Genomic DNA, 25823 nt, shown 5'->3' with positions numbered 1-25823 from the left:
AAAATAAATGGCAAAAAATAGTTTAATTAGTGGTTCAATTTGGGATGAATACTCAAATCAAGTTGTAAATAGAATGAATAATCCAAAACACCAAGGTGAAATCACTGAAGAAAGAGCAGCTGAACTTGGCGCAAAATTAATTGTTGCTGATTTTGGAGCTGAATCATGTGGTGATGCTGTTAGACTTTATTGGGCAGTTGATGAAAAAACGCATAAAATTTTAGAATCAAAATTTAAATCTTTTGGATGCGGTACTGCAATTGCATCTTCAGATGTTATGGCTGAACTTTGTATTGGAAAAACAGTTGATGAAGCTGTAAAAATTACAAATATTGATGTTGAATTTGCCTTAAGAGATAATCCAGAAACGCCAGCTGTTCCACCTCAAAAAATGCACTGTTCAGTTATGGCTTATGATGTTATTAAAAAAGCTGCAGCTGAATACAAGGGAGTTGATATTGACTCTTTTGAAGAAGAACAGATTGTTTGTGAGTGTGCAAGAGTTTCATTAGCAACATTAAAAGAAGTTATTAGAATAAATAATTTAAAAACAGTTGAAGAAATAACTGATTATACAAAAGCTGGAGCATTTTGTAAATCATGTATTAGACCTGGTGGACATGAAGAAAAAGATATATATTTGGTTGATATTTTAAAAGATGTAAGAGCTGAAATGGAGCAAGAAAAACTTAAAAATGCTGCGAATGCAAGTGCCTCTGGAACTATATCATTTGGTGAAATGACATTAGTTCAAAGAATAAAAGCAATTGATAGTGTTCTTGATGAAGATATTAGACCTATGCTTGTAATGGATGGTGGAAATATGGAAATTATTGATATAAAAGAAAATTTACCACACTACGATTTGTATATTAGATATTTAGGTTCGTGTTCTGGTTGTGCATCTGGAAGTACAGGAACATTATATGCAATAGAATCAGTTTTACAACAAAAAATTGATGATAATATAAGAGTTTTACCAATCTAAATAGAAGTAATAGTTTATTAAAAAAGGGGAGTTACTTTTTGTGACTTCCCTTTTTTTTATGACATTTATATTAACTGTAGATTAAGTAATTTATATTATCATATTCAATAATCTTTAAAAAAGGAATTTTAGTTGTTTACAATATATAATAATGGTACAGTTGGATTTAGAAGTACATCAGATAATTTATATAATTTACAAAATGTAGAAGAAGCTGATTCTGTAAAATTTGACCCTAAAGAAGGTCTAATACAGGATTTTTCTAGCGAATTAAATAAACAACAAAAACAAGATTTTTTAGATTCATATAAAAAAGTAGCAAATATTGATACTTTAGAGCCTGTTTACCATATAAAAGATATTATGACTAAAGATGTAGTTTATATGGATAATAAATCAACAATAGAAGATGTATATAATATCATTAAAAGTAAGAAAGTGCATCAAATTCCAATAACAGCTTTTGGTAAAAAAATAATTGGAATTGTAAATAAAAAAGTTATTTTAAATCTTTTAATGGATGATATTGAAAATGCTAAAGAAATTTTGAAAAGAAAAATAGATGATATTTATCTTCCTGAGATTATAACAGCTGAACCAGAATCTGATGTTAGAAGAGTTGTTCAAATTATGTTAGACTTAAAATTAGATGCAATCCCAATTGTTGATGAAAACGATATTTTAATGGGGATTGTTTCTAAAACTGATATTTTAAAGGCTGTTTCACATCTTCCAAAGTTACAACTTTGGTCGTAATTTATAACTCTATACCATCATCAAAAATTACTTTGTCTCTACCTTTGTTTTTTGCTTTATAAAGTAGTTTATCAGCACTAGCTTCTGCTTCCGCAAATGAGCTATATTTATTTCTAAAAGCTACACCTGCTGAAAATTCTATTTGTAATTGTTGAGTTTTATATATAAATACATGATTTTGTAGAGCTGTTTTTACTCTTTTTACATATCTTTGTATTTCAGTTTCACTTTGATAATTTATAAGTGCAACAAACTCTTCTCCTCCATATCTTGAAATGATGTCTTCTTTTCTTGTTAAGTCTTTTAAAATAGATGCAAAATTTTTCAAAATCGCATCTCCACAAGCATGACCATAAACATCATTTATATTTTTAAAATGATCAATATCTATAAAAACTATTGCAAAGTCTGAACCAAAAATAGCAAATTGTTTTTCTACTTTTTTAACTTCTTCTTGATAAGCTCTTCGATTTAATAGTGATGTTAAAAAATCAAATTGTTGTTCTTCTTTCACCAAAATAAGTTCTTTTTGTAACTCTTCAATCTGTCTATTTAAAAATTTGAATTTTTCTATATTATTTGAAAGAATTTTATTATTTTCTTTTATAGAGTTTTCAATTTTATAAATCGTATCTATAAGTTTTTTTTGAACAACTCTTAATTCTCTATGTGAAGAGTTTGAAATATTTAGACTTACTAAATCATCTTTTATTTTTGTGATTTCATCTGTTGAAGAATCACTGTCATTTAAAGTTTTATCAAAATATCTACTCATTAAAGAGGTTAATTTTACAATATCATTTGTTTTATCTCTTAAAACTTTTCTATCGGCATCAATTCTTTGGTTTGCAAATTCTTTTAATTTAAAAATAGTATTTTTATTTGTAAGTTTTTTAGGATTTTTCATAATCTCACAAATAAATCCTTCTATATTCTCTATATATTCGAAATTAATAGAAGGAGTTAAAATATCATTAAATACTTCAATTAAAGATCTTAACTCTTCGGATGTTGTTCTTTTTGTTAAAACAGCTGCTAATTTATTAAATGAATCCATTTTTAATTGACTTTTTTCATCTGTTGTCAAAGAATTTTTTATTTTATCGAAAAGTTTAAATTCATTTAATTTTACATCTAAACTATCAGCTTGTTTTTTAAACTCTATAAAATAATTTTCAGGAGTCGTCTCTAAATTCTGATTTTTTAACTCAGAAAGTGTATTTTTTGTTATCTCTTTAATATTTTCCATAAAGCAATTTAGCCTTTAAATTTATATTATAAACTTGTGTTATAATGATAACTTAATTTTTATTAGGAAAGCGAATGTCAAATCAAAATAATCAAATTTTAAAAAATACAAATGCACAAATTTTAGATGAGTTCAATGCTTCAATAATGTTTGATAAAGAACTTTATGCTCAAGATATTAGAGGTAGTATTGCTCATTCACAAATGTTAGCTCAACAAGGTATTTTAACAAGTGAAGAACAAAAAGCAATTGAAACTGGACTTTTGCAAGTTAAAAAAGAGATTGAAAGTGGCGAATTTAAATTTTCTTTAGCTTATGAAGATATTCATATGGCTGTTGAAACAAGACTTACTGAAATTATAGGAGAACCTGGGAAAAGACTTCATACTGCACGAAGTAGAAATGACCAAGTTGCAACAGATTTTAGACTTTATGTTCAGGATAAATCTTTAAGTATAAAAGAGCAATTAAAAGAATTAATTGAGACTTTTGTAAACGTTGCAAGTAAATATACAACAACTTTAATTCCAGGAATGACACATTTACAACATGCACAACCTCTTAATTTTGGTTTTCACTTATTAGCTTATGCAAATATGTTTAAAAGAGATTATGAAAGATTTGAAAGTTCTTATGATAGAAATAACTATTGTCCTTTAGGAAGTGCTGCACTTGCAGGAACTCCTCATAATATTGATAGATTTTCAAGCAGTGAAAAGTTAGGATTTATTTCTCCAACTTTACATGCAATGGATACTGTTTCAGATAGAGATTTTGCTTTAGAAATTTTATTTAATATAAGTACCACAATGATGCATATTAGTAGAATTTCAGAAGAATTAATATTATGGTCATCTTATGAGTTCCAATTTGTAAGAATGAGTGATGAATATGCAACAACAAGCTCAATTATGCCACAAAAGAAAAATCCTGATGTTCCAGAACTTTTAAGAGGAAAAACAGGTCGAGTTTATGGAAACTTAATTTCACTTTTAACTGTAATGAAAGGTTTACCATTAGCTTACAATAAAGATACTCAAGAAGATAAAGAGGGAGTTTTTGATTCAGTTAAAACTGTTGAAATTTCAATTTCAATTTTAAATGAAGTTATAAAAACTATGATTGTAAATGTTGAGAAAATGGAACAAGCTTCTAAAATAGGGCATTTAACAGCAACAGATTTAGCTGATTATTTAGTTCAAAAACAAAATATGCCATTTAGAACTGCTTATTATATTACAAAAGATGTTGTGTCTCTTGCAAATACATTAAATAAAGATATTAGTGAATTAAACATAGATGAAATTAGAAAAGCAAATGATGAATTAAAAAATATAAGTGATGAAATTGTTATGTATTTAGATTTAAGAAACTCAATGAATGCAAGAAATTCATTTGGTGGAACTTCTACTATTCAAACAGAAAATCAAATAAAATATTTTGAAGAGTGGTTAAAAAAGTAAAAATGAAATAAGATGAGAAAAACTCATCTTATAAGAAATCTTTTTGTTAAATCATATAAAGTAGAAATGTCAGTTTTTCCAACAAATCCATCAACTCCAATTTGATTCATTTTTCCTCTTACTGCATCTGTTGTCATAGATGAGTTTACAATTACTGGAATATGTGAATATTTATTGTTGTTTTTAATAAATGAAGCAACCTGATAACCATCAGTTCCTGGCATTTCAATATCTGTAACTACCATTCCCACTTCTGAAGGATTTAGTTCTTCAAGTCTTGATATTAGAAGTCCACCATTTGCATAAACTTCATATCTAACTCCAGCTTTTTGGAAAAATTTCGTTAGAACTTCTCTTGCAACACCAGAATCTTCAGCTGCTAAAACTACTTTATTTGAGTGTAGTTCTTCTCCTACATATTTTCTAACATCATCATCTCCGTCATCTGTCCATTTGATGTCTCTTAAAAGTTGTTCAGCATTAAATACTGTACATAATTCATCTTTGTTATTTACTTTAACATAAGTTGTATATGTAATTTTAGAGTTTGTTTCTTCTGTATGTCTTAATTCTTGAGTTGTTTTTTCAACAATATCAAGCATATCTTTAACTAAAAAACCAATTTTTTTATGATTGAATTCACAAAAAATAATTAGTTTATATTCTTTAACATCTAATGCTCTTAATCCAAGCCAAGCGTCAAGATTTATTAAAGTTACAGGTTCACCTCTAATTGTTGCTATTCCAGCTATTATATCGGAATCTTTAGGTGTATCATTTATAGCTACTTCTTCTGTTATAATAAAAGCTTTAACTTTCGCTATATTGATTGCGTAAATATTATTATGACCAGTGTAAAATACTGCTAACTGTTGAACATTTCTCAAATGACCTTGTGTCATTTGTTCAACACTACCACTAATACCGCTCATGAAAATCCTTTATTGTGTAAGTGATTTATTATATAATTTTAAAACTTTAACTAATCTTTAGCTTTTTTTATTTTTTTTAATAGTTTTTGAACTGTTACAGATGCCATCATTAAACCAAAAGAAGCAGTAACTCCTTCAAAACTTCCTTTTTCGATACATAAAGGAACTTCTGATGAAAAGATAACTTTAAACTTCTTTTTAAAGCCTTGATTTTTTAATTCAGTTCTTACTTTTTTTATAAATTGGTCGTTATAAGTATCCCAAATAGATATATATTCAAGTTTAGTAGCATCTATTCTTTTTGCTCCTCCACTTGTACTTATAACTTTTGTAAAATGTTTTTTAATCAAATGAACTTTAGGTTTTATATCATCAATTGCATCTAAAATATAATCATAAGATGAAAAATCGAAGTTATCAATCCATTCAGGAGTAACTTTTACATGAATTGGAGTAATTTCTGGATATTTTTCTTTTAATACTTCAACTTTTATTCTTCCTATATTTCCGTGGCTTCCTAATTGTCTATTCATATTTGAATCTTCATATGTATCAAAATCAACTATAGTGATATTTGTAATTCCCGTATTATATAGTGCATCAAGAGCAAAACTACCAACTCCTCCAACACCAAATAGTATTAATTTCACATCTTTAAACTTATCAAATGTTTCTTGTCCAAATAGTTTTATTGTTCTATCATATTTCATACTAAACTTCTTCTTTACAAATTTTTGGCTATTATATCACAAATATATTTATTGGAGATGTGATGGAAAAGGAACCAATGACCCTAGCAGGTTATAATAAAGTAACAGCAGAATTAGATTTTTTGAAAAAAACAGAAAGACCTGAAACTGTAATTGCATTAGATGAAGCTAGACAGTTAGGCGATTTAAAAGAAAATGCCGAATATCACTCTGCAAAAGAAAAATTAAAGTTAATTGACATTCAAATTGCAGAGTTAAATGCAGTAATTTCAAAGGCAGTTATTATTGATCCAACAACTTTACCTCATGATAGAGTAAGTTTTGGGTCAACTATTGACTTAGTTGATGTCGATACAGATGAAGAATTTACTTACACAATAGTTGGTGGAGTAGAATCAAGTGCTGAAAAAGGAATGATATCTTTTAATTCACCTTTAGCAAAACAACTTATGGGAAAAGAAGCAGGTGATGAATTAAATGCAACACTTCCTGGTGGAGCTAAAACTTTTGAAATCTTAAAAGTTTATTACAAAGAGATAAGTTTATAAAGAAAATAGCCGATGAATCTTCAAATTAAAGATGAGGCTATTTTTGTAGCTGATTCTCACTTCAATCAAAAAAATCAAGAACTTTTACAATTATTAAAAAAAATTGAAAATAAAGAGATAAATATTTCTCAACTTTTTTTAATGGGTGATATTTTTGATTTTTTATCATGTGAATGTAAATATTTTATAAAACAAAATATTGAAGTTATAAATCTTTTGAACAGATTATCTAATGATTTAGAAATTATTTATTTAGAGGGAAACCACGATTTTAATCTACAAAATCTTTTTTCAAATATAAAAGTAATAAAAAGAGAGAATCAACCTTTTTTTGCAAAAATAGAAGAAAAAAAAGTTGCTTTATCCCATGGAGATAATTTTTTAGATTGGAAATATGAACTATTTTGTAAAATAATAAGAAATAGTATATTTTTAAAGTTTATGAATTTTATAGATATAAATTTTTTTATTTCAAAAAAACTTGAACAAGCTTTATTAAACAAAAATATTTGTCATAATATTTTAAATTTCGAGAACATTGTAGAAAAAAGAGTAAAAAATTATAGTGATGATATTGTTATCGAAGGACATTATCATCAAGGTAAAACTTTAATTTTTAAAAATCAAAAATATATAAATATTGCATCTCTTTGTTGTCAAAAAGAGTATTTAAGATTTAAAAATAATGAATTTTTTATTGAAAAGCTAAAGGATTAAAATTTGTCAAAATTTAAGGTAGTAAGTGATTATGAACCAAGTGGAGATCAACCAAAAGCTATAGAAGCATTAAGTAACTCAATAAAAGCTGGTAATCAATACAACACGCTTTTAGGGGTAACTGGAAGTGGGAAAACATATACAATTGCAAAAGTAATTGAGAAAACTCAAAAACCTACTCTTATTATGACACATAATAAGACTTTGGCTGCACAACTTTATAGTGAATTTAAATCATTTTTCCCAAATAATCATGTGGAATATTTCATTTCTTATTATGATTATTATCAACCTGAAGCTTATATTCCAAGAAGTGATTTATTTATAGAAAAAGATAGTTCAATAAATGATGAATTAGAAAGATTAAGACTTAGTGCAACTGCTTCACTTTTATCTTTTGATGATGTAATTGTTATTGCTTCAGTATCTGCAAACTATGGTTTAGGAAATCCAAGTGAATATAAAGCGATGGTTCAAAGAATTGAAGTAGGGTTTGAGTATTCACAAAAAGAGTTTTTATTAAAACTTGTGGAAATGGGTTATAAAAGAAATGATAAATTTTTTGATAGAGCAGATTTTAGAGTAAATGGAGATGTTATAGATATATTTCCTGCTTACTTTGAAGATGAATTTATTAGAGTTGAATTTTTTGGAGATGAGGTTGAATCAATCTCAAAACATGAATATATTACAAATTCAAGAACTAAAGATTTAAATGAAGCAATTATCTATTCAGTTAATCCATTCGTTGTAACACAAGAAAACTTAGCAAATGCTGTTAAGCAAATAGAAGAAGAACTTGATGATAGATTAGAGTTTTTTCAAAAAGAACAAAAATTAGTAGAGTATCAAAGACTAAAACAAAGAGTTGAATTTGATTTAGAGATGATTGAAGGAACAGGAATGTGCAAAGGAATTGAAAACTATGCACGACATTTAACTGGATTAAAACCTGGTGAAACTCCTTATTCATTACTTGATTATTTTGAACAAATGGGAAAAGATTTTTTACTTGTTGTTGATGAATCTCATGTATCTTTACCACAGTTTCGAGGAATGCATGCAGCTGATAGAAGCCGAAAAGAAGTTTTAGTTGAATATGGATTTAGACTTCCAAGTGCTTTGGATAATAGACCACTAAAATTTGATGAATTTATAAAAAAAGCACCACATTATGTATTTGTAAGTGCAACACCAAATGAACTAGAACTTGAAATGAGTTCTGTTGTTGCTGAACAAATTATAAGACCAACAGGATTACTTGATCCAATAATTGACATTATAGATAGTGAATTTCAAGTTGAAAAACTTCACGATGAGATAAAAAAAGTAATTGCTAAAAATGAAAGAGTTTTAGTTACCGTTTTGACGAAAAAAATGGCAGAAGAGTTAGCAAGTTATTATGCTGATTTAGGAATAAAAGTAAAATATATGCACTCTGAAATTGATGCAATTGAAAGAAATCAAATCATAAGAGAGTTAAGACTTGGAACTTTTGATGTTTTAATTGGAATTAACCTCTTAAGAGAAGGTTTGGATATCCCAGAAACTTCACTTGTTGCAATACTTGATGCAGATAAAGAAGGATTTTTAAGAAGTAGAACTTCACTTATTCAAACAATTGGACGAGCTGCTAGAAATGAAAATGGAAGAGTTATTTTATTTGCAAAAAAAGTAACAGATTCTATGCAGTTTGCAATTGATGAAACAAATAGAAGAAGAAAACTTCAAGAAGATTTCAATATTGAACACAATATCACTCCAAAATCTACAAAAAGAAAACTTGATGAAAATCTAAAACTTGAAGAGTATGATGATGTAGCTTGGAAAAAACAAAAACTAGAAAAAATGCCAGCTAGTGAACGTAAAAAAATCTTAATTGAATTAAATAAACAGATGAAAAAAGCTGCAAGTGATTTGAACTTTGAAGAGGCAATTAGATTAAGAGATGAAATAGCTAAGATTAAGGATATGTAAAAGTAAAAAAGTAAAAGTTAGGCTGGTTTAAAGCCACTTTTACTTTTACAAATATGTGGGAAATAGCATTTGTCACATTCTGGTTTTACAGCTTTACAAATATATCTTCCAAATAAAACCATTGCTTGATGAAAAATATGTAAATCACCTTTTAATTTTTTTACCAAATCAGCTTCTGTTAGTGTTACATTTTTAGCATCACTTAGTCCCAATCTATGAGAAACTCTAAAAACATGAGTATCAACAGCCATTACATTTGCTCCCTCAAACTCAATCATAAAAACATTTGCTGTTTTATTTCCAACACCTGCTAGTTTCATCAACTCTTTTTGATTGTGGGGAATATTTCCATCATAATTCATCATAACACTTTGTGCCATTTTTATGATATTTGTTGCTTTATTATTGAAAAAAGAGCAACTTTTTAGTAACTCTTTAACATCAGCTAAATCGGCAACTGCTAACTCTTTTGCACTTGGATATTTTTCAAATAGGGCTGGAGTTATGATATTAACTCTTTTATCTGTACATTGTGCACTTAAAATAATTGCTATTAATAACTCATAATCATTTGTATAATTTAACTCTGTAACAGCTTCGCTATAATGTTCCAAAAAGGCTAGTTTGATTATTTCTATATCTTGTTTTGTTGCTTTTTTCATTCTATTTTTCTATACACTCTTCTTTTAAATTACTGAAATCTTTAAAGATAAACTCTTTTTGAATTTTATTTATTTCAACATTATTAACTGTGCATAAAAACTCTTTATTATCTTTTTTTACTAAATATGTAAATTTATAAATAAACTTATCTTTTGAAGTAACAACCTTATTATTTAAAAGTTCATATTCTAAACCTTCAATTAAAACATTATTTTCTTTTTCATATTTTACTTTAAACATTTTAGGGAAAAAACTCTCTTGAGATTTTTCATACCAAATAAAACCAATAGTTGTAAAAATAGTAATTAGTAAAAAAATTATGAATTCTTTTTTTTCAAATCTATCATTTATTTTGTAGATTAATACTGTAATAATTACAATAAAAATAGCAATACCAATAATAATTTGCATATATTTATTCCTCTTTTATTTATTTTTATTATATCAAAGCTTTGTAAAAAGCTTCTAAAGGCGCTCTTTTATGAAATTTTTTTATATCTATTTAACACTAAATTAACACCTCTTTGCAATACTTACATAAATTTTATACGTAGAAGGAAAATTTATGAAAAAAATTATCTCTTTGTCTCTTATTGCAACTGCTATATTGGGTGCAAATGAAACTACAACTTTAAAAGACATAAATGTAGTTGAAAAAGCAAATTCAGAGCTTATAAAAGATATTAGTAATGAAGAATTAAAAAGTGCAGATTTAGCTGATGCTTTGATGAAAAATTCTCCTAATATTTCTATTGTAAGAAGAAATGGTATAGCAAATGACATTATTTTAAGGGGACAAAAAAAGGATAATATCAATATTTTAATTGATGGTGCAAAAATTTATGGAGCTTGTCCAAATAGAATGGATCCACCAACTTCTCATATTGTTACAAATAATATAGAGAGTGTAAAAATTATTGAAGGTCCTTATGATGTTGAAAACTTTGGAACTTTAAGTGGATTAGTAAAAGTTGATACAGTTGAACCAAAAGAGGGATTTAATGGGGAAATAAATCTAAATGCAGGAAGTTTTGGATATAAAAAAGCTAGTACAACAATCAGTGGAGGAAATGATTTTGTAAAAGCTTTAATTTCAGCATCAACTGAAAAAGGTGAACAATACAAAGATGGAAATGGTGATAACTTCTTACAACAACAAATAAAAAGAGGAGTTCCAAAAGTACAACAATATACGAATAAAGACTTAGATGGTTTTGAGAAAAAGAGTGTTTTATCAAAACTTCAATTTAATCTTACAGATGACCAAGATTTAAGACTATCATATACAGCAAATAGAAGTGATGGTATTTTATATCCAGCAGGTCCAATGGATGCTGATTATGATGATAGTGATATTTATACTTTAGGATATACAATTAGAGAATTAGGAAGTTTATCAAAACAGCTTGATTTAGACTACTATTATTCAAAAGTGGATCATCCTATGAGCACAAAAGAGAGAAACTTTTTCTTAAATTCGAATGCTATGATGAGAAATATGTATATGACAAATCATCTAAAAACTTCTGTTTGGGGAACAACAGTTAAAAACTCTTTAGATGTTGGAGACTCTTTAGTTACAGTTGGACTTGATACTAGCGTTAGAAATTGGCGAGGAGGTATGTATAGTACAAACATAAATACTGGTGTAACTACGCCAAGCGATACTAATCGTATGTACTCTACAGATACAACAAATAAAGCTGTATTTACAAAAATTGAAAAATCATTTGGTGCTTTAGATTTAGAAGCAGGAATTAGATATGACTATACAGATATAGAAACTCAAAGACCAAATGTAGATGATAATAAATATTCAAGTTTAAATGGATATGTTTTTGGTGCATATAATATAGATGATGAAAGTAAAGTTTTTGCTGGTATTGGAAAATCTTCAAGAGTTCCAGATGCTAGAGAACTTTATCAACAAACAACAGCTTCAAATCCGAATTTAGAAGATACAAAAAACTATGAAGCAGATTTAGGATTTGAAAAAACGATTGGAAGTTTTTTTATAAAACCAAAAATATTTTATTCAGAGTTAAAAGATTATATTTATAACAGTGGTTCATTTGAAAATATTGATGCAAAAATTTATGGATTTGACGTTAGTGGATTTTATTATTTAACGCAAGATTTATCTTTTGATTATGGAGTTGCTTACTTAAAAGGTAAAAAAGATGGGAAATATACAGGAAATGATAAAGATTTAGCAGAAATTCCACCATTAAAAGCAAATTTTGCAATAAATTATGAATATGCAAAATCTAAATTTAAAGCAGAAGTAATTGCTGTTGATAGATGGGATAGTTATGATGCAAGTGCAAAAGAACAAGAACTTGCTGGATATGCAGTAGTAAATTTAAAATATACTCAAGCACTGTTTAAACATTTTGAAGTAACTTTAGGAGTTGATAATTTATTTGATAAAGTTTACAACTCTACAAATACTTATCAAGATATTACATATGTTGAAGTTGCTGGAGATAGAGTTTTATTTAATGATCCAGGAAGATATGGATACGTAAATTTAAAATATAGCTTTTAAGGCTATATTTTAAATTATTAGATTAGTTAATAAAAAATATAAAAATTAATAATAAATTAACAGAAAATTAACACCTCTTTTCTAAAATAAATTAAATTTTTAGTGAAGGAATTTATTGTGAATAGAAAGAGGATTATTTTATGTTTATCTTTATGTACAAGTTTACTCTTATCAGAAGAGAAAACTACTGAAAAAAAAGAGACTACAGTTTTAGAGAAAATAGAAGTTGTTTCTATTGTTGAATCTGACAATCCATTAAAAGTTATAACAGACCCTAAAAATCCAATTCAACCAATTCCAGCTAGTGATGGAGCTGATTTTTTGAAAAATATACCAGGTTTTTCTGTTAAAAGAAAAGGTGGAACAGATGGAGATCCAATATTTAGAGGAATGTCTGGTTCTAAACTTGGAATATTCTCAGATGGACAAGAGGTATATGGAGGATGTGGAGGAAGAATGGATCCTCCTACTGCATATATTTTCCCTGAATCTTACGATAGTGTAGTTATTACAAAAGGTCCTCAAACTGTATTAGCAGGTTCTGGTTTTTCTGCTGGTGTAGTGCAATTTGAAAAAAATCCTAAATATTATTCTACACCAGATTATGATATATATTCTTCTTTTAAACAAGGAAGTTTTGGAAGAAGTGATCAATTTATTGATATTAGTGGAGGAGCACCTTTAGGATACGCTCAGTTAATTGCAACTCGTTCACATTCAAATGATTATAAAGATGGTAAAGGTGATATTGTAGATTCAGAATATACAAGATGGAATACAAGTCTTACTTTAGGATATACACCTACAGATGATACTACTTTTGAAATTTCAGGTTCAAAAGGTGATGGTGAAGCAAAATACGCTGATAGAACAATGGATGCTTCAAAATTACTTAGAGAAAATATAGCATTAAAAGTAATAAAATATAATCTTGCAAAAAATGTAGAAAAAGTTGAAATGCAAGTTTATAGAAACTATGTAGATCATATCATGGATAATTATTCATTAAGAGAAGCTCCTATTAGTGCCATGACTGGTAAAAAAGCATATTCTGCTATGAATCCAGATAGAACAACGATTGGAGGAAACTTAAAAGTTACTACTGAGATACCATCTCTTTTATTGACAAATGTATCTGGTATAGATTTTAAAGAAGATGAACATACTACAAGAAGTGCTATGATGAAAACATCTTCTTCAATAGCGGATAGTGATATGCTTTCTGCTCCAAGACAAACAGATTTTGATTTTTCTCAAGTTGGATTTTTTAATGAATCTACAATTGATATAAATGAAGATAATAGAATTGTTGCTGGACTTAGATTAGATAAACATGAAGTAACAGATAAAAGAACAAAACTTGGAATGTTGATTTACAACAATCCAAATTATAATCAAACAGATAAAGATACTTTGCCAAGTGGATTTATAAGATATGAAAAAGATATTCCAGATTATGGTTTAAAAACATATATCGGATTTGGACACTCTGAAAGATTTGCTGATTATTGGGAAAGAACAAAATATAACCTTGAAGGTATAAATAATTCAAATAAAGCAAATCCAAATGCGATAACTTCAATAGATATTCCAGAACCTGAAAAAACAAATCAAATTGATATTGGTGCTAGTTGGACAAGTGGTGATTTAACAACTTCAGCTTCTATGTTTTATAGTAAAGTTGATGACTATATTTTAAATAGATGGTTTGATGAAAATGGAAATACAATGACTGTTCCATATGGTATGGGAACAACATCTTATACATCAGTTTATAATATTGATGCAACTATCTATGGTGGAGAATTAAGTGCAAGTTACCAAATAACAAGTGATTATAAAATTATAGGATCATTAACACATGTTGTTGGAAGAAATGATACAGAGGATAAACCTTTAGCACAACAACCACCTCTTGAAGGTAAAATATCTGCTATGTATGATAATGGAAAATATTCAGCTGGAATTCTTGCAAGATTTATTTCAAAACAAGATAGATATGATATTGGAGCTGGAAGTATAGTTATGAATGGTGTTGACAAAGGTGAAACTCCAGGTGCTTCAATCTTCTCTATAAATGGTGGATATAAATATAATAAAAATGTTTCACTTAATTTTGGAGTTGATAACTTATTTGACAAAGCATATATGGAACACTTAAGTAATTCAGATGTTTCAAGTGCTACAACTTTTATGGCTCAAGAGAGAATATATGAACCAGGGAGAAATTTTTGGTTTGAATTAAAAACTAAATTTTAAATTTTATTATTCCAGATAAACTAAAAATAGTTAGTTTTCTGGAATAAACTCTTTTAAAATTCTCTGTGTATTTAATCTTGGTAAATCACCATAAATATTTATAAATCTATCTATTAACTCTTTTTCGTACTCTTGATAATCGAAAGTTTTTATTATTCTGAAGTATATTTTTTCATTTTCTTTTATAAAATTTTTAATATTATTTGTATGTGCGGTTTTTGAAGTATATGTTTTTAATCTTTTTTTTAAATTATTTGATGAACCAATATAAATGACTTTATTTTCTGCAAATGGATAAAAATTTTTTTCATTAGATGATAGTTCATAAACACCTTTTAAATTATTTTCTAAAGTTGAAATATTTTCTTTATTCAAAATCTTTCTTTTATTATTAAAATTATTGAAGTTTAATGTTAGTTTTTTTTCTTCATTTCTTTTTATTCTGGGAATTAAATATTTATTTCTGATATCACAAACAGTTCGTCTTGATATTTTTATATTATACAATTCAAATAATAGTTTTGATATTTCTAAATCATTTTCTAAAACTTTTTTTGAATTTAATAAGATTTTTATATAAACAGAATAAATAAAAGTTTTTTTAGGAAATAGATGATTTAATTTATAAATATAACTATCTTGTGCATAATTTATATTGTTTAAAATCTTTGATAAAATAGATAAATCTAAGTAAGAATTATATTCTTTTATATAAGATTTTATAAATATCTTTCTATCTAAAAAAATTATATTTGGATAGTGACCTGTGTCTAAAAATAATTTTTGTGATGAAAATAACAATGTTGCTAAATTAAATAAAGTTTCATGTTTTATATTTATATTTAATAGCTTTAGGTGATAATTGTTTTTGATTGTTTCTTGATATTCAAACTTTAGTAAAAAGAGTTTATAAAAATATATTTTTTCTTTATTGTATATAAAATAACAATTTTTTGGTTCTTGAGAGAAATAGTCTTTTGATAAAACTTTTACTCTAATATTCTTATTTTTACAATTCTCTTTAAACCAACTGCTAGATAAAATATCTTTTTTTAAATAATTTAAATAATTTTTTAAACTCATTGTATAAAGTTTATTTGTAAGTAAATAAAATGGAATTTTTTTCATTTTTTGTTCTGATAAAAAATAGGTGATTTAAAGTAATTAATAAACATAAGAATGGAATCCTATCTAAAAACATATTAAATAAGCTTAAGAAAATAATTTTTAAATGGTATCTTTATATAAATAAATGAAAGTAGTAAATAATAAATAATATTGATAATGAAAATATACAATAAACAATAAATATTAATAAATAATTTATATTAAATGGTTATTTTTAAGCTAAATACAAATATTCTTATTTGAGATACTTATATTATTTATTTTAGTTCTTATAAATATATCTTTAAAATATAAATTATGTAAAATATAAAATAATTAATATATATTTCTCATATTTACCATAAAATAAGCTTTATTTAAATAATATACTAACTTCGAAATAAATAATAATTTTTATAACATGATGCATATAATTATTATTATGAATAAATAAATTCTTATTTTTCTTTATTATAGTGTAAATATTCATATTTATAATTATAAATATAAAATGAAAAGAATTAAATAAATAATTTTATTGTACTGAAATATATTACACAAGGAACAAAAAATGGATAATATTTATAATTTGTTGATTATAAGTATAAAAAATATAGAAAAAGAATGTGATAAACATAAAAATAAAGATGAATATTTTTTAAAAAAAAGAGTTTTGAAAGATGTTATGGCTCATCTACATGAAATTAGAAGAAAAATACAAGATAATTTGGATAAAAAGATAAAGTAAAAACTAATTTGTTTTTACCTTATTCAAAATCCATTCTAACTTGAGTTTGTCCTGTTGTTCCAAATTCATTATCTATTGAACTGGCAATAGCTTTAAAATCGACTCCTTGAACTTCTTTTAGGCTTTTTAAAATCTCTTTTTTACCACTTATTAATTCTTTTGATTTTATTCCATGAGAGATAGATAAACTAGCTTCTACAAAAGCAGAAAGTTTATCACATTGTTTTAATGCAAGACCGTCAATTGCTTCATATTTATCGATATTATATTTTGAAATATCATCAACTATTTCTATTTTCCCATCAATTTTTATTTTATTTGCGAATTCTTCTTTTATTCCATCATAAATACCTAGAATATATGAAAATTCATCTCTTATATTTTCAGGGATATTTGGCAAAATAGCATCTTCTATTTTTTCAACTTCATATTCAGCAATAATCTCAGATAACTCATCAACGCTGTATTTTACAGGACTTATTATATCTCTTGTTAAAGCTTCAGGTAAATCGTGAAATAAAGCTGTAAAGAAGTTGTTTTGTAGTCTTTTATCACAAGCTTTTACTTCAAGACTAAAAAAATATGAAAAGATAGCAACTGTTAACATATGTCCTAAAACTGAAGTTTCAGGAATCCTTGGAGTTTGTGCCCATCTTTTTTGGAATCTTAATCTTCCACTTAAATCTACAATTTTTGATAGTTTTTTATTTAAAGCTATTTTTCTAACAGCAATTAATTCATAATAATCTTCAAGTTCTTCATCTACACTTTTTTTTACATCTTCAATATCACTTAAAAATTGACTTGTTTGATAAACTATTGAAAATTCCCATTTTGTAGCAAGATATGAAGCTGCTTTTAATATAAATCTCTCTTTTTTGTAAATTTCAGGATTGTTTAAAAACTCTTCAAATTTTTGTAAAAACACACCATTGTCAATAGTTTCAATTGATGGTTTTAATTTTGAAATAACCCACGAATTTATCTCTTTTGATTTTTTTTGTAAAGCTTTTCTAAAAACATCTGGTCTTATATCAGTTACAACTACTCGTCTTAAAAACTCAAAAATACCAGCTTCTATTAAGTGTGTAAAATTTATATCATTTTCAAATTTTGCTATAAAATATGCGATGATAAATTTATGAGCTTGTTTATCAAGCTCTACTAAATCTACCATTCTTGGATAGTCATTCCATCTTTGAATAGAAGCACTTGAAAAAATATAATCTATAATCTTTGGATTTATCAATTTTTATCCTTTTTATTGTCATCAAAAAACATCATTTTTTTACCAAGTAGCATTAATCCTACAATAACAAACATCATTAAATATACTTGCCAATCACTCATAAATATGCCTTTTAAATTTGTTTTGATTATCTCATAATATTGATAAATAGGCACTTATAAAAAATTATTTGCTAATTTGATACAAAAGAAAAAATTAGGAGTATAATTCTCAAATTTTTTTTAAGGACAAAAGAAAATGTCAACTTTGACAATAAATAATTATACTTTGGAAATTTTTGATTTAGGCGCAAAAGATAAAATGAATAAATATTTAAAATTAATAAATGTTGATTTAAGTGATTACACTTTTGCTGGCAATTATATTTGGTTATCAACTGCAACTGGATTTTATACGATTGTAAATGATACTTTTTGTTTATTTATTTTAAATTCGGGAACTTTAACTATGTTACTTCCCCCAATTGGTAAAAAAGAGAATACTTATGAAGCTATGATTAAATGTTTTGAAATAATGAATGAACACAATAGCAATAGAAATTATTCAAAAATTGAGTATGTTCATGAAGAATTACTTGAAGGTTTTGTTGATTATTTGGAAGAGGGTACTTTAGTTTATGAAATGTTAAAAGATTTTATTGTTGAAAAAAAGCTTGTAGATTATATTTATAAAGTAGAGGATTTAATAGATTTAAAAGGTGATTCATATAAATCAAAAAGAAATGAAATAAATAGATTTAGAAAAGTTTATCCAAATCATAGATTAGAAATTTTTGATAAAGAAAAACATGGAAAAGAAGTTTTAGCACTTTTTAATAAATGGGTAAAAGATAGAACAACTTATATGCCAAAAGAAGAAATTGAGACTTTTATGGATGGAATTTATTATGAAAGATTTGCAGTAAAAAGATTGATAAACAATTATGATAGCTTAGATGTTATTGGTTTAGTAATTTATATTGATGATGAGATAAAAGGGTTTACCGTTGGGGAAAAAATAAATGAAACAACGGCGAGCATAATTATAGAAAAAACAGATTTTGAGGTTTTAGGTTGCGCTCAATTTATTTTTAGAGAATTTACAAAAATATTAAAAGATAAATATAGTGTTGAATATATAAATGTTGGTGATGATATGGGATTTGAAAATCTTAAAAAAGTAAAAATGTCATATCGACCTAAAAAAATTGTTCCTAAATATGTAATTTACCAAAAATGATAAAAAAAGCAAAAAAAGAAAATCTAAAAGATTTATATGATTTAGAAAAAAAAGTTTTTCAAAATGATCCATTTGCATTAACAAAAAGTGCTTTTAGATATCATATTTTAAAAAACAGTTTATATATATTTGAAAAAGATGAAAAAATTGTTGGGTATATTTTATGGTTAGAAAGAAAAGAATATTTTAGACTTTATTCTTTAGCTATTGATATAAATTTTCAGGGTTTAGGAATTGCATCAAAATTACTTGAATATAGTTTTGAAAAATTAAAAAATAAGAAATTTTCTTTAGAGGTAAAAACAAAAAATATAAAAGCAATAAAATTATATGAAAAATATCAATTTAAAATAAAAAAAGTTTTAAAAGATTATTACGAAGATAGTGATGGATATTTGATGATAAAGTAGAGCATAAAATTATGCTCTACAACTTCCCATTTTTCCTAAAGCATTTATTTTAGCAACTCGACCTTCGTGTCTTCCACCTTCAAATTCTGCTTTATCCCAAGCTTTTATAATAGCTTCAATCATACCTTCGCCACTTACTCTTTCACCTAAGCAAATAACATTTGCATCATTGTGTTTTCTAGCCATTCTTGCACTATATTCATTGTGGCAAAGTGCTGCTCTTATCCCATCAAATTTATTTGCAGCCATACTCATTCCCAAACCTGAACCGCAAATCAGAATTCCCATAGTTCCTTCATTTTCAAGAACTTTTTTACAAACTTTTGACGCATAATCTGGATAATCAACTCTATCTTTATTAAATGGTCCTAAATCTTCTACTTGATGTCCTCTTTGCTCAAACAAATCTTTTACAAAAGCTTTAATCTCAATTCCTGCATGATCTGCACCTATGAAATATTTCATTAGTAGATTCCTTCTTCATGATTAATTTGAGTATTTGCATCAATATTTTTTTCTAGACTATCAACAGATTTGAATACTCTATCCCATCTAATTTTATAATCATCATCCCATGAAAAATAGATAAACCAAGGTTTTCCAACTATATATTTATATGGAACTGTTCCCCAAAATCTTGAATCATTTGAGTGATCTCTATTATCACCCATCATAAATGTTTCATCTTCTGGAATAACAATTGGATGCATATTAAATAACTCTTTTGGGTTATATCCATTGTTTGTAACACTTGGATCTGTGTGAATTCCTGGATGCTCTTTTTTATATGGATCAACAACCCAAAGTTTATCATCAATTTCTACAATATTTTCAGCAGGATAATTCGCTTTTACAAACTCATTTCCCTCTTTAGGATGTAAATATAAGTGTTTATCTTTAAGTGCAACAATATCTCCACCAGTTGCAACTGCTCTTTTTACATAGTGAATTGACTCATTATGAGGATATCTAAATACTACGATATCTCCACGTTTTGGTCTTTCTCCTTCTATTAAATGTCCATTGTCATTAAAATCTGGAAGAACTTTAACTTCTAACCAAGGAATTCTTGGTGTTGGTATTCCATAAGAAAATTTTTTTACAAAAAGCATATCTCCAACTAAAAGCGTATTTTTCATACTTCCACTAGGAATTACAAATGCTTGTGCAATAAAGAAGATAATTGCAAGAACAATTACTATTGTACCAGTCCAAGAAGATGACCAGCTATAAACTTTTTTTAACATCTATTTTCTCTTTTTTCTCTTAATTTAGAAGCTTTTATTGTATTTTTTAAAAGCATTGCTATTGTCATTGGACCAACACCACCTGGAACTGGAGTTAAAAAAGAACATTTGTTTTTTAATCCTTCAAAATCAGCATCTCCAACTAATTTACCAGTTTCTAACCTATTAATTCCCACATCAATTACAATCGCACCATCTTTTACCATATCTTCTTTTAAAAGGAACGGAACACCAACAGCAATTACAACTATATCAGCTGCTAATGTATGAGCTTTTAAATCTTTTGTTCTACTATTACATACTGTAACTGTTGCTTTTGCGTTTATTAAAAGTGAAGCCATTGGTTTTCCAACAATATCGCTACTTCCAATAACAACTACATTTTTTCCACTAAGTTCTATACCATATTCTTCGAACATTCTCATAACACCAAATGGAGTTGCAGGTAAAAATGCATCAAGATTTGAAACCATTCTTCCTACATTGTATGGATGAAATCCATCAACATCTTTTAATGGATCAATAGCTTCTAAAACAACAGTTGTATCGATTTGTTTTGGAAGTGGTAACTGAACTAAAATACCATCAAGTTTTGGATTTTTATTCATCATAGCTATTGTTTCAAGAAGTTCTTCTTGAGAAATAGTTTCTGGCATTTTATGAACTACTGAGTAAATACCAGCATTTTCACATGATTTTGCTTTGCTTGCCACATAAGTTGCACTTGCTGGATCATTTCCTACCAAAATAACTGCAAGTCCTGGAGTTATCTCTTTTTCTTTTACTATTTGTTCAACTTCTAATTTTACTTCTTCTTTGATTTTTTCAGATAATGCTTTTCCATCTAATAATGTCATTGGATTTACCTTATATTTTTGATTAATTGAGACTTATATAATATCTAAATTTGGATTAATCAATAGTTAAATAAAAACTTCAACAAATATTTAGTTAAAATTAAATATAATCCCGACTCAATTTAAAATTAAAACAAAGGAATCGTTATGTTAGAGGGTATCATCAGAGATAGTATGACAAAACAAGCTACTAAAACTTTAAGAAGAGAAGGATATTTAATTGCAAATATCTATGGTAAAGGTTTAGAAAACGTTGCTGCAGCATTCAAAAGAAATGAGTTTATCAAATTTTTAAGAAACAAAGAAACTTTAGCATTTGATGTTAAATTAGGTGGAAATGTATTAAAAGTTGTAGTAAAAGAGTATCAAAAATGTCCATTAACTTCAGAGTTATTACACGTTGATTTAATGGTTGCACAAGCTGGAGTTAAAACTTCTTATGCTATTCCAGTTAAAGCTGTTGGAACTGCAAAAGGTCTTAAAAATAAAGGTCTTTTAATGGTTCATACAAGAAGAATTCCTGTAAAATCAACTATTGAAAATTTACCAAATGAAATAGTTTTAGATGTTACAAATTTAGATACAGGTGACAATATTTTAATTAGAGATATTCAATTCCCTGCAAATGTAGATTGTTATTTAGACCCAAGAGTACCAGTTGTTGGTGTTATTAAAGCTAAATAATTAAAACTATGTATTTAATTGTTGGTCTTGGAAATATTGGTGAAAAATATCAATATACAAGACATAATGTAGGTTTTTTAGTTGTCGATGAGATGACTAAGAACTTACAAACTTCAAACGTAAATAATTCAAACTTTCAATCAACATTACTTAAATCTGGTTATAACCTTTTTGCAAAACCAACAACATATATGAATAATTCTGGTGTTGCAGTTCATAGTATAAAAGAGTATTATAAAATTGATTTAGAAAATATTATTGTAATTCATGATGATTTAGATTTACCATTTGGAACAGTTAAGTTCAAAATTGGTGGTGGTCATGGTGGACATAATGGTTTAAAATCTTTAGATTCTCACATTGGAAAAGATTATATTCGTGTAAGAATTGGTATTGGAAAGCCACAAAATAAAGATGATGTTGCAAATTTTGTATTAAGTGATTTTTCAAAAGAAGAGTTAAATAAATTAGAAGATATAATAAAACATACTATAAATGCAATTGAAGTACTTAAAACTGCTGACATTGATGAAGTAAAATCTAAATTCACATTGAAGTAATCATGAGTATATTAAGCAAGTACATTTTAAAAAAATATTTAATTAACTTTATAATAGTTTTAATTTCATTAGAACTTTTTTTTGTAGGAATAGATTATTTACAAAATTTTAAAAATATTCCCGCTTCTGCAAACTTACAGTTACTTTATATTTTATATAATAGTTTTTTTACTTTAACTTTAGCTTTACCTTTATCAATAGTTTTTGGTTGGATTATTACTTTAGTTTTATTTATTAAAAATAATGAATTTGTAGCTTTTAATGCGCTTGGTGCAACAAGAAAAAATATTTTTATGCCAGTAGTTACTATTTCAATATCTTTATTGGTAGTTTTGATTTTTTTACAAATGACTCCTTTGGCTTACTCTTATGAACAAAAAAGAAAAATATTAAATGATGAATATTTTTCAAATACAAAAAGTGATATTTTTTTAAAATATAATGACTATTATGTATATTTTCAAAAATTATTACCATTAGAAAAAAAGGCTGAGAATATACATATTTATAAAGTTAAAGATGAAAATTTGGTTGAAACAATTATTGGTGAAAAAGCATATTTTCAAAATGACAAATGGTATGTTGTTGATGTAAAAGTTATAAATAAACCTGAAAATATAGATGTTAATAGCTCAAAACTTGATATTAGATATGAAAAATTTTTACATACTTTAGATGGATTTAAACCAAAGATTTTGGATAATGTTTATGAAAATAAATCAGATTTTTCTATTATGGATGCAATATCAGCATTAGTTTTATTGAAAGAGCAAGGAATAAATACTCAAAAAATAAGAACAATTTTATATAATCAATTAGTTATTCCATTTTTTGTAATTCCTATTCTTATTTTAGTCTATTCATTTGCTTCATTAAATAGCAGATTTTTTAATATGGCTAAATTTGTATCTTTTTCAATTTTTGGAACATTGATTGTATGGGGATTTTTCTTTTTAATATTCAGACTTACAAGTTCTGGAACTATAATTCCTGAAATATCTATGCTTTTGACTATGTTTATTTGGATAGTTTTCTCTATATATTTTTATGATAAAAAGATAAATTCTTAAAAGGCTAAATTAGTATGGCATCTTTGGTTAAAGCTTATGGCGTTGTTCCTTATTACGTAAATGAAAGTGATATAAAAATACTGTTATGTAAGTCTGTAGCAAGTAAAGATAGATGGGGCTGTTTAAAAGGTACTAAAACTAAAAATGAAACAGCATATGAATGTGCAAAAAGAGAGTTTTTTGAAGAGAGTTCTATAAGTGTTGACGTGGCATTGTTTGAAGAGTATTTTGAACAATTAAATGATGATAAAGATGTTGGTGTTTGGTTAATAAATTTTAAAAATATAGAAAATATGGAAAAATATTTTGCAAATGATACATTAAAAGAACAGTATTTATCTTGGGAAAATTCAAAAGTAAAATTCTTTTCTTTAGATAATCTTCCTAAATTAAAAAAGAAACAAGAAGAGTTAATAACAGAAATTAAGGATTTTTTGAAAAGTAAGAATCTACACCATTAGCAATACCATTTGCTAAAAGTTGTTGATAGTCTTTTTCATAAAGTCTTCTACTCTCTTCTGCATGAGAAATAAATCCAACTTCTATTAAAATTGATGGCATTTGAGCTCCAACTAAAACCCAAAAAGGTCCTTCTTTCACTCCTGAATCATTTACATCTTTGTATTTTGTTCTAGCTGCTTGTAATAAACCAGATTGAACATCTATAGCAAATTTATGTGAAGCTGTTATTCTTGGACGATTAAGACTTTCTAAAAATGCACTTTTTGATGATTCATTCATCTCTCTAATATCATCTTTATTTTCTAAAGCAGCAACTTTTTTTGCTCTTTCACTTCTAGCAGGACTTAGGAAAAATGTTTCAATACCACTTGTGCTATTCGCTTTTTCTTTTGGCATTGAGTTTGTGTGAATAGAGATGAAAAGGTCTGCATTTTTTTCATTTGCTAAAACTGTTCTATCCATAACTTTAATAAAAACATCCGTACTTCTTGTAAGATATACTTTATAACCTCTTTGTTTTAAAATTGATTCTAAATATTTTGCTACATTTAAATTTATAACTTTTTCATATCTTTTATTTGGTCCTACTGCACCAACATCATCACCACCATGGCCAGCATCTATAACTATAGTCTTATTTATACTATTTTTTGGTGTTGTAACTTTTGGAGGAGTAACTGTACTTACTTGTGTTTGTTTTGAAGTTGTTTTATTTTGAGTTGAAGTTTGTTTAGGCTCACTTTTTATCTCTTGTTTTGCCTGTTTTTTTGTTGTTTTTCCATCATTTACTGTTATTATAATTTGTCTTTTACTTATTGTATATGTTATGTTTGGACTTGTTTTATTTGAAAAAACAATTCTTAAAACATTTGGTTGATTTTGTCCTACAATAATGGTATCAATATTATCTAAAGACAATTTTGTATTAACAGCATCTTTAAAATATCCACTTATATCAAAAACATCCCTGTACAATGGTGTAGGATTTAGTTTAAAATATTTAACATCATTTTGGCTAATATCAACATTAAAATCAATTACAACTGTATTATTTTCTGTATAAACAGATTTTATAGCGTATAAAACATTTTGTGAATCTTTTTTATTTTGAGCTTTTGTTTGTGTACTTTGATTTGATTTAGTACTATTTTTTGTAATAGGTTTACCTAACTGTTTAGATTTTAGTACTTCAAGTTTTTTTTCATCAGGACGAGTATCTTTTTTTAATTTTTTACCTAAATCAATGATTTTTTGTAGTTCTTTGATTTTTTCTTCGCTATCATCTTTTAGTGATGCTTTTAGAAAATCTATTTTTGCATCACGATACTGCTGTTCAAGACTAGCATTAGTTGCTGAGAAAAGCAGAGTAAAAGAAAATATTAGGAGAAAAAGAAATCTCAA

26 protein-coding genes are annotated in these 25823 nt (G+C 26.3%); 15 read left to right on the top strand and 11 right to left on the bottom strand.

Annotated elements, in window-relative coordinates; all coding sequences use genetic code 11:
- Window positions 1–7: 7 nt before the first annotated feature.
- Together B0175_RS00735 and B0175_RS00730 are read left to right on the top strand one after the other, a co-directional pair.
- A complete protein-coding gene (locus B0175_RS00735) occupies window positions 8–988 on the top strand; it encodes an iron-sulfur cluster assembly scaffold protein (protein ID WP_108526836.1) in 981 nt (326 codons plus the stop codon).
- A 132-nt stretch (window positions 989–1120) separates the two neighbouring features.
- A complete protein-coding gene (locus B0175_RS00730) occupies window positions 1121–1744 on the top strand; it encodes a CBS domain-containing protein (RefSeq protein WP_108526835.1) in 624 nt (207 codons plus the stop codon).
- Window position 1745: 1 nt separating this feature from the next.
- Here the strand turns inward: B0175_RS00730 and B0175_RS00725 are convergent, their stop codons facing one another.
- Window positions 1746–2993 (bottom strand): GGDEF domain-containing protein, encoded by a 1248-nt coding sequence (locus B0175_RS00725; RefSeq protein WP_108526834.1) that lies wholly within the window; start codon window positions 2991–2993, stop codon window positions 1746–1748.
- Between the two features lie 74 nt (window positions 2994–3067).
- Here B0175_RS00725 and argH point away from each other — a divergent pair, with 74 nt between their 5' ends.
- Window positions 3068–4456, top strand: coding sequence for an argininosuccinate lyase (gene argH / locus B0175_RS00720; RefSeq protein WP_108526833.1), 1389 nt, complete (start codon window positions 3068–3070; stop codon window positions 4454–4456).
- A gap of 23 nt (window positions 4457–4479) precedes the next feature.
- Here the strand turns inward: argH and B0175_RS00715 are convergent, their stop codons facing one another.
- Both B0175_RS00715 and B0175_RS00710 read right to left on the bottom strand, forming a co-directional pair.
- Window positions 4480–5388: a chemotaxis protein CheV gene (locus B0175_RS00715; protein ID WP_108526832.1), complete on the bottom strand. Its 909-nt coding sequence runs from the start codon at window positions 5386–5388 to the stop codon at window positions 4480–4482.
- Window positions 5389–5438: 50 nt separating this feature from the next.
- Window positions 5439–6098, bottom strand: a complete 660-nt coding sequence (locus B0175_RS00710) for a tRNA threonylcarbamoyladenosine dehydratase (RefSeq protein WP_108526831.1) — start codon at window positions 6096–6098, stop codon at window positions 5439–5441.
- Between the two features lie 62 nt (window positions 6099–6160).
- On the opposite strand from B0175_RS00710, the gene greA reads away from it, so the two are divergent.
- From greA to uvrB, 3 genes are read left to right on the top strand one after another with little or no spacing between them, the layout of a single operon-like run.
- Window positions 6161–6646 (top strand): transcription elongation factor GreA, encoded by a 486-nt coding sequence (gene greA, locus B0175_RS00705; RefSeq protein ID WP_004510671.1) that lies wholly within the window; start codon window positions 6161–6163, stop codon window positions 6644–6646.
- A gap of 12 nt (window positions 6647–6658) precedes the next feature.
- On the top strand, window positions 6659–7363 hold the full coding sequence (locus tag B0175_RS00700; protein WP_108526830.1) for a UDP-2,3-diacylglucosamine diphosphatase: 705 nt from the start codon (window positions 6659–6661) through the stop codon (window positions 7361–7363).
- Between the two features lie 3 nt (window positions 7364–7366).
- Window positions 7367–9340, top strand: a complete 1974-nt coding sequence (gene uvrB, locus B0175_RS00695) for an excinuclease ABC subunit UvrB (protein ID WP_108526829.1) — start codon at window positions 7367–7369, stop codon at window positions 9338–9340.
- A gap of 17 nt (window positions 9341–9357) precedes the next feature.
- On the opposite strand, the gene nth is transcribed toward uvrB, so the two are convergent.
- Both nth and B0175_RS00685 read right to left on the bottom strand, forming a co-directional pair.
- Window positions 9358–10002 carry an endonuclease III gene (nth, locus tag B0175_RS00690; RefSeq protein ID WP_108526828.1) on the bottom strand — a complete coding sequence of 215 codons (645 nt, stop codon included), beginning with the start codon at window positions 10000–10002 and terminating at the stop codon, window positions 9358–9360.
- 1 nt (window position 10003) lies between these two features.
- Window positions 10004–10414, bottom strand: coding sequence for a hypothetical protein (locus B0175_RS00685; protein ID WP_108526827.1), 411 nt, complete (start codon window positions 10412–10414; stop codon window positions 10004–10006).
- A 154-nt stretch (window positions 10415–10568) separates the two neighbouring features.
- Here B0175_RS00685 and B0175_RS00680 point away from each other — a divergent pair, with 154 nt between their 5' ends.
- Together B0175_RS00680 and B0175_RS00675 are read left to right on the top strand one after the other, a co-directional pair.
- On the top strand, window positions 10569–12551 hold the full coding sequence (locus B0175_RS00680; protein WP_108526826.1) for a TonB-dependent receptor: 1983 nt from the start codon (window positions 10569–10571) through the stop codon (window positions 12549–12551).
- Between the two features lie 117 nt (window positions 12552–12668).
- The gene (locus tag B0175_RS00675; RefSeq protein WP_228156045.1) at window positions 12669–14810 is read left to right on the top strand and encodes a TonB-dependent copper receptor; all 2142 of its coding nucleotides are present in this window, start codon (window positions 12669–12671) and stop codon (window positions 14808–14810) included.
- 30 nt (window positions 14811–14840) lie between these two features.
- On the opposite strand, the gene B0175_RS00670 is transcribed toward B0175_RS00675, so the two are convergent.
- Complete coding sequence (locus B0175_RS00670) at window positions 14841–15938, bottom strand: GIY-YIG nuclease family protein (RefSeq protein ID WP_108526824.1); 1098 nt, start codon at window positions 15936–15938, stop codon at window positions 14841–14843.
- Window positions 15939–16488: 550 nt separating this feature from the next.
- Here B0175_RS00670 and B0175_RS11215 point away from each other — a divergent pair.
- The gene (locus B0175_RS11215; RefSeq protein WP_210004205.1) at window positions 16489–16665 is read left to right on the top strand and encodes a hypothetical protein; all 177 of its coding nucleotides are present in this window, start codon (window positions 16489–16491) and stop codon (window positions 16663–16665) included.
- Window positions 16666–16684: 19 nt separating this feature from the next.
- Here the strand turns inward: B0175_RS11215 and B0175_RS00665 are convergent, their stop codons facing one another.
- Entirely contained in the window at window positions 16685–17914 is a 1230-nt protein-coding gene (locus B0175_RS00665) for an HD domain-containing protein (protein WP_108526823.1), read from the bottom strand.
- 237 nt (window positions 17915–18151) lie between these two features.
- Here B0175_RS00665 and B0175_RS00660 point away from each other — a divergent pair, with 237 nt between their 5' ends.
- Both B0175_RS00660 and B0175_RS00655 read left to right on the top strand, forming a co-directional pair.
- Complete coding sequence (locus B0175_RS00660) at window positions 18152–19132, top strand: DUF2156 domain-containing protein (RefSeq protein WP_108526822.1); 981 nt, start codon at window positions 18152–18154, stop codon at window positions 19130–19132.
- Window positions 19129–19542, top strand: coding sequence for a GNAT family N-acetyltransferase (locus tag B0175_RS00655; protein ID WP_108526821.1), 414 nt, complete (start codon window positions 19129–19131; stop codon window positions 19540–19542). The genes B0175_RS00660 and B0175_RS00655 overlap by 4 nt, the downstream gene beginning before the upstream one ends.
- 9 nt (window positions 19543–19551) lie before the next feature.
- Here the strand turns inward: B0175_RS00655 and rpiB are convergent, their stop codons facing one another.
- Genes rpiB through folD form a run of 3 tightly spaced genes read right to left on the bottom strand, consistent with a single transcriptional unit; the run spans window position 19552 to window position 21646 of the window.
- Window positions 19552–20007, bottom strand: a complete 456-nt coding sequence (rpiB, locus tag B0175_RS00650) for a ribose 5-phosphate isomerase B (RefSeq protein WP_012012410.1) — start codon at window positions 20005–20007, stop codon at window positions 19552–19554.
- The gene (lepB, locus tag B0175_RS00645; RefSeq protein ID WP_046997179.1) at window positions 20007–20789 is read right to left on the bottom strand and encodes a signal peptidase I; all 783 of its coding nucleotides are present in this window, start codon (window positions 20787–20789) and stop codon (window positions 20007–20009) included. The genes rpiB and lepB overlap by 1 nt, the downstream gene beginning before the upstream one ends.
- On the bottom strand, window positions 20783–21646 hold the full coding sequence (gene folD, locus B0175_RS00640) for a bifunctional methylenetetrahydrofolate dehydrogenase/methenyltetrahydrofolate cyclohydrolase FolD (protein WP_108526820.1): 864 nt from the start codon (window positions 21644–21646) through the stop codon (window positions 20783–20785). The genes lepB and folD overlap by 7 nt, the downstream gene beginning before the upstream one ends.
- 147 nt (window positions 21647–21793) lie before the next feature.
- On the opposite strand from folD, the gene B0175_RS00635 reads away from it, so the two are divergent.
- The 4 genes from B0175_RS00635 to B0175_RS00620 are packed head-to-tail and all read left to right on the top strand — an operon-like array spanning window position 21794 to window position 24421.
- Complete coding sequence (locus B0175_RS00635; RefSeq protein ID WP_108526819.1) at window positions 21794–22330, top strand: 50S ribosomal protein L25/general stress protein Ctc; 537 nt, start codon at window positions 21794–21796, stop codon at window positions 22328–22330.
- An 8-nt stretch (window positions 22331–22338) separates the two neighbouring features.
- Window positions 22339–22890, top strand: coding sequence for an aminoacyl-tRNA hydrolase (gene pth, locus B0175_RS00630; protein ID WP_108526818.1), 552 nt, complete (start codon window positions 22339–22341; stop codon window positions 22888–22890).
- A gap of 2 nt (window positions 22891–22892) precedes the next feature.
- Window positions 22893–23960 (top strand): LptF/LptG family permease, encoded by a 1068-nt coding sequence (locus B0175_RS00625; RefSeq protein WP_108526817.1) that lies wholly within the window; start codon window positions 22893–22895, stop codon window positions 23958–23960.
- Between the two features lie 14 nt (window positions 23961–23974).
- Window positions 23975–24421 carry an NUDIX hydrolase gene (locus B0175_RS00620; protein WP_108526816.1) on the top strand — a complete coding sequence of 149 codons (447 nt, stop codon included), beginning with the start codon at window positions 23975–23977 and terminating at the stop codon, window positions 24419–24421.
- On the opposite strand, the gene B0175_RS00615 is transcribed toward B0175_RS00620, so the two are convergent.
- Window positions 24384–25823: an N-acetylmuramoyl-L-alanine amidase family protein gene (locus tag B0175_RS00615; protein WP_108526815.1), complete on the bottom strand. Its 1440-nt coding sequence runs from the start codon at window positions 25821–25823 to the stop codon at window positions 24384–24386. The genes B0175_RS00620 and B0175_RS00615 overlap by 38 nt on opposite strands.

Origin of the sequence: Arcobacter lacus (genome assembly GCF_003063295.1) — a bacterium.
GTDB lineage: Bacteria > Campylobacterota > Campylobacteria > Campylobacterales > Arcobacteraceae > Aliarcobacter > Aliarcobacter lacus.
This window is presented reverse-complemented; position numbering and strand designations above follow the sequence as displayed.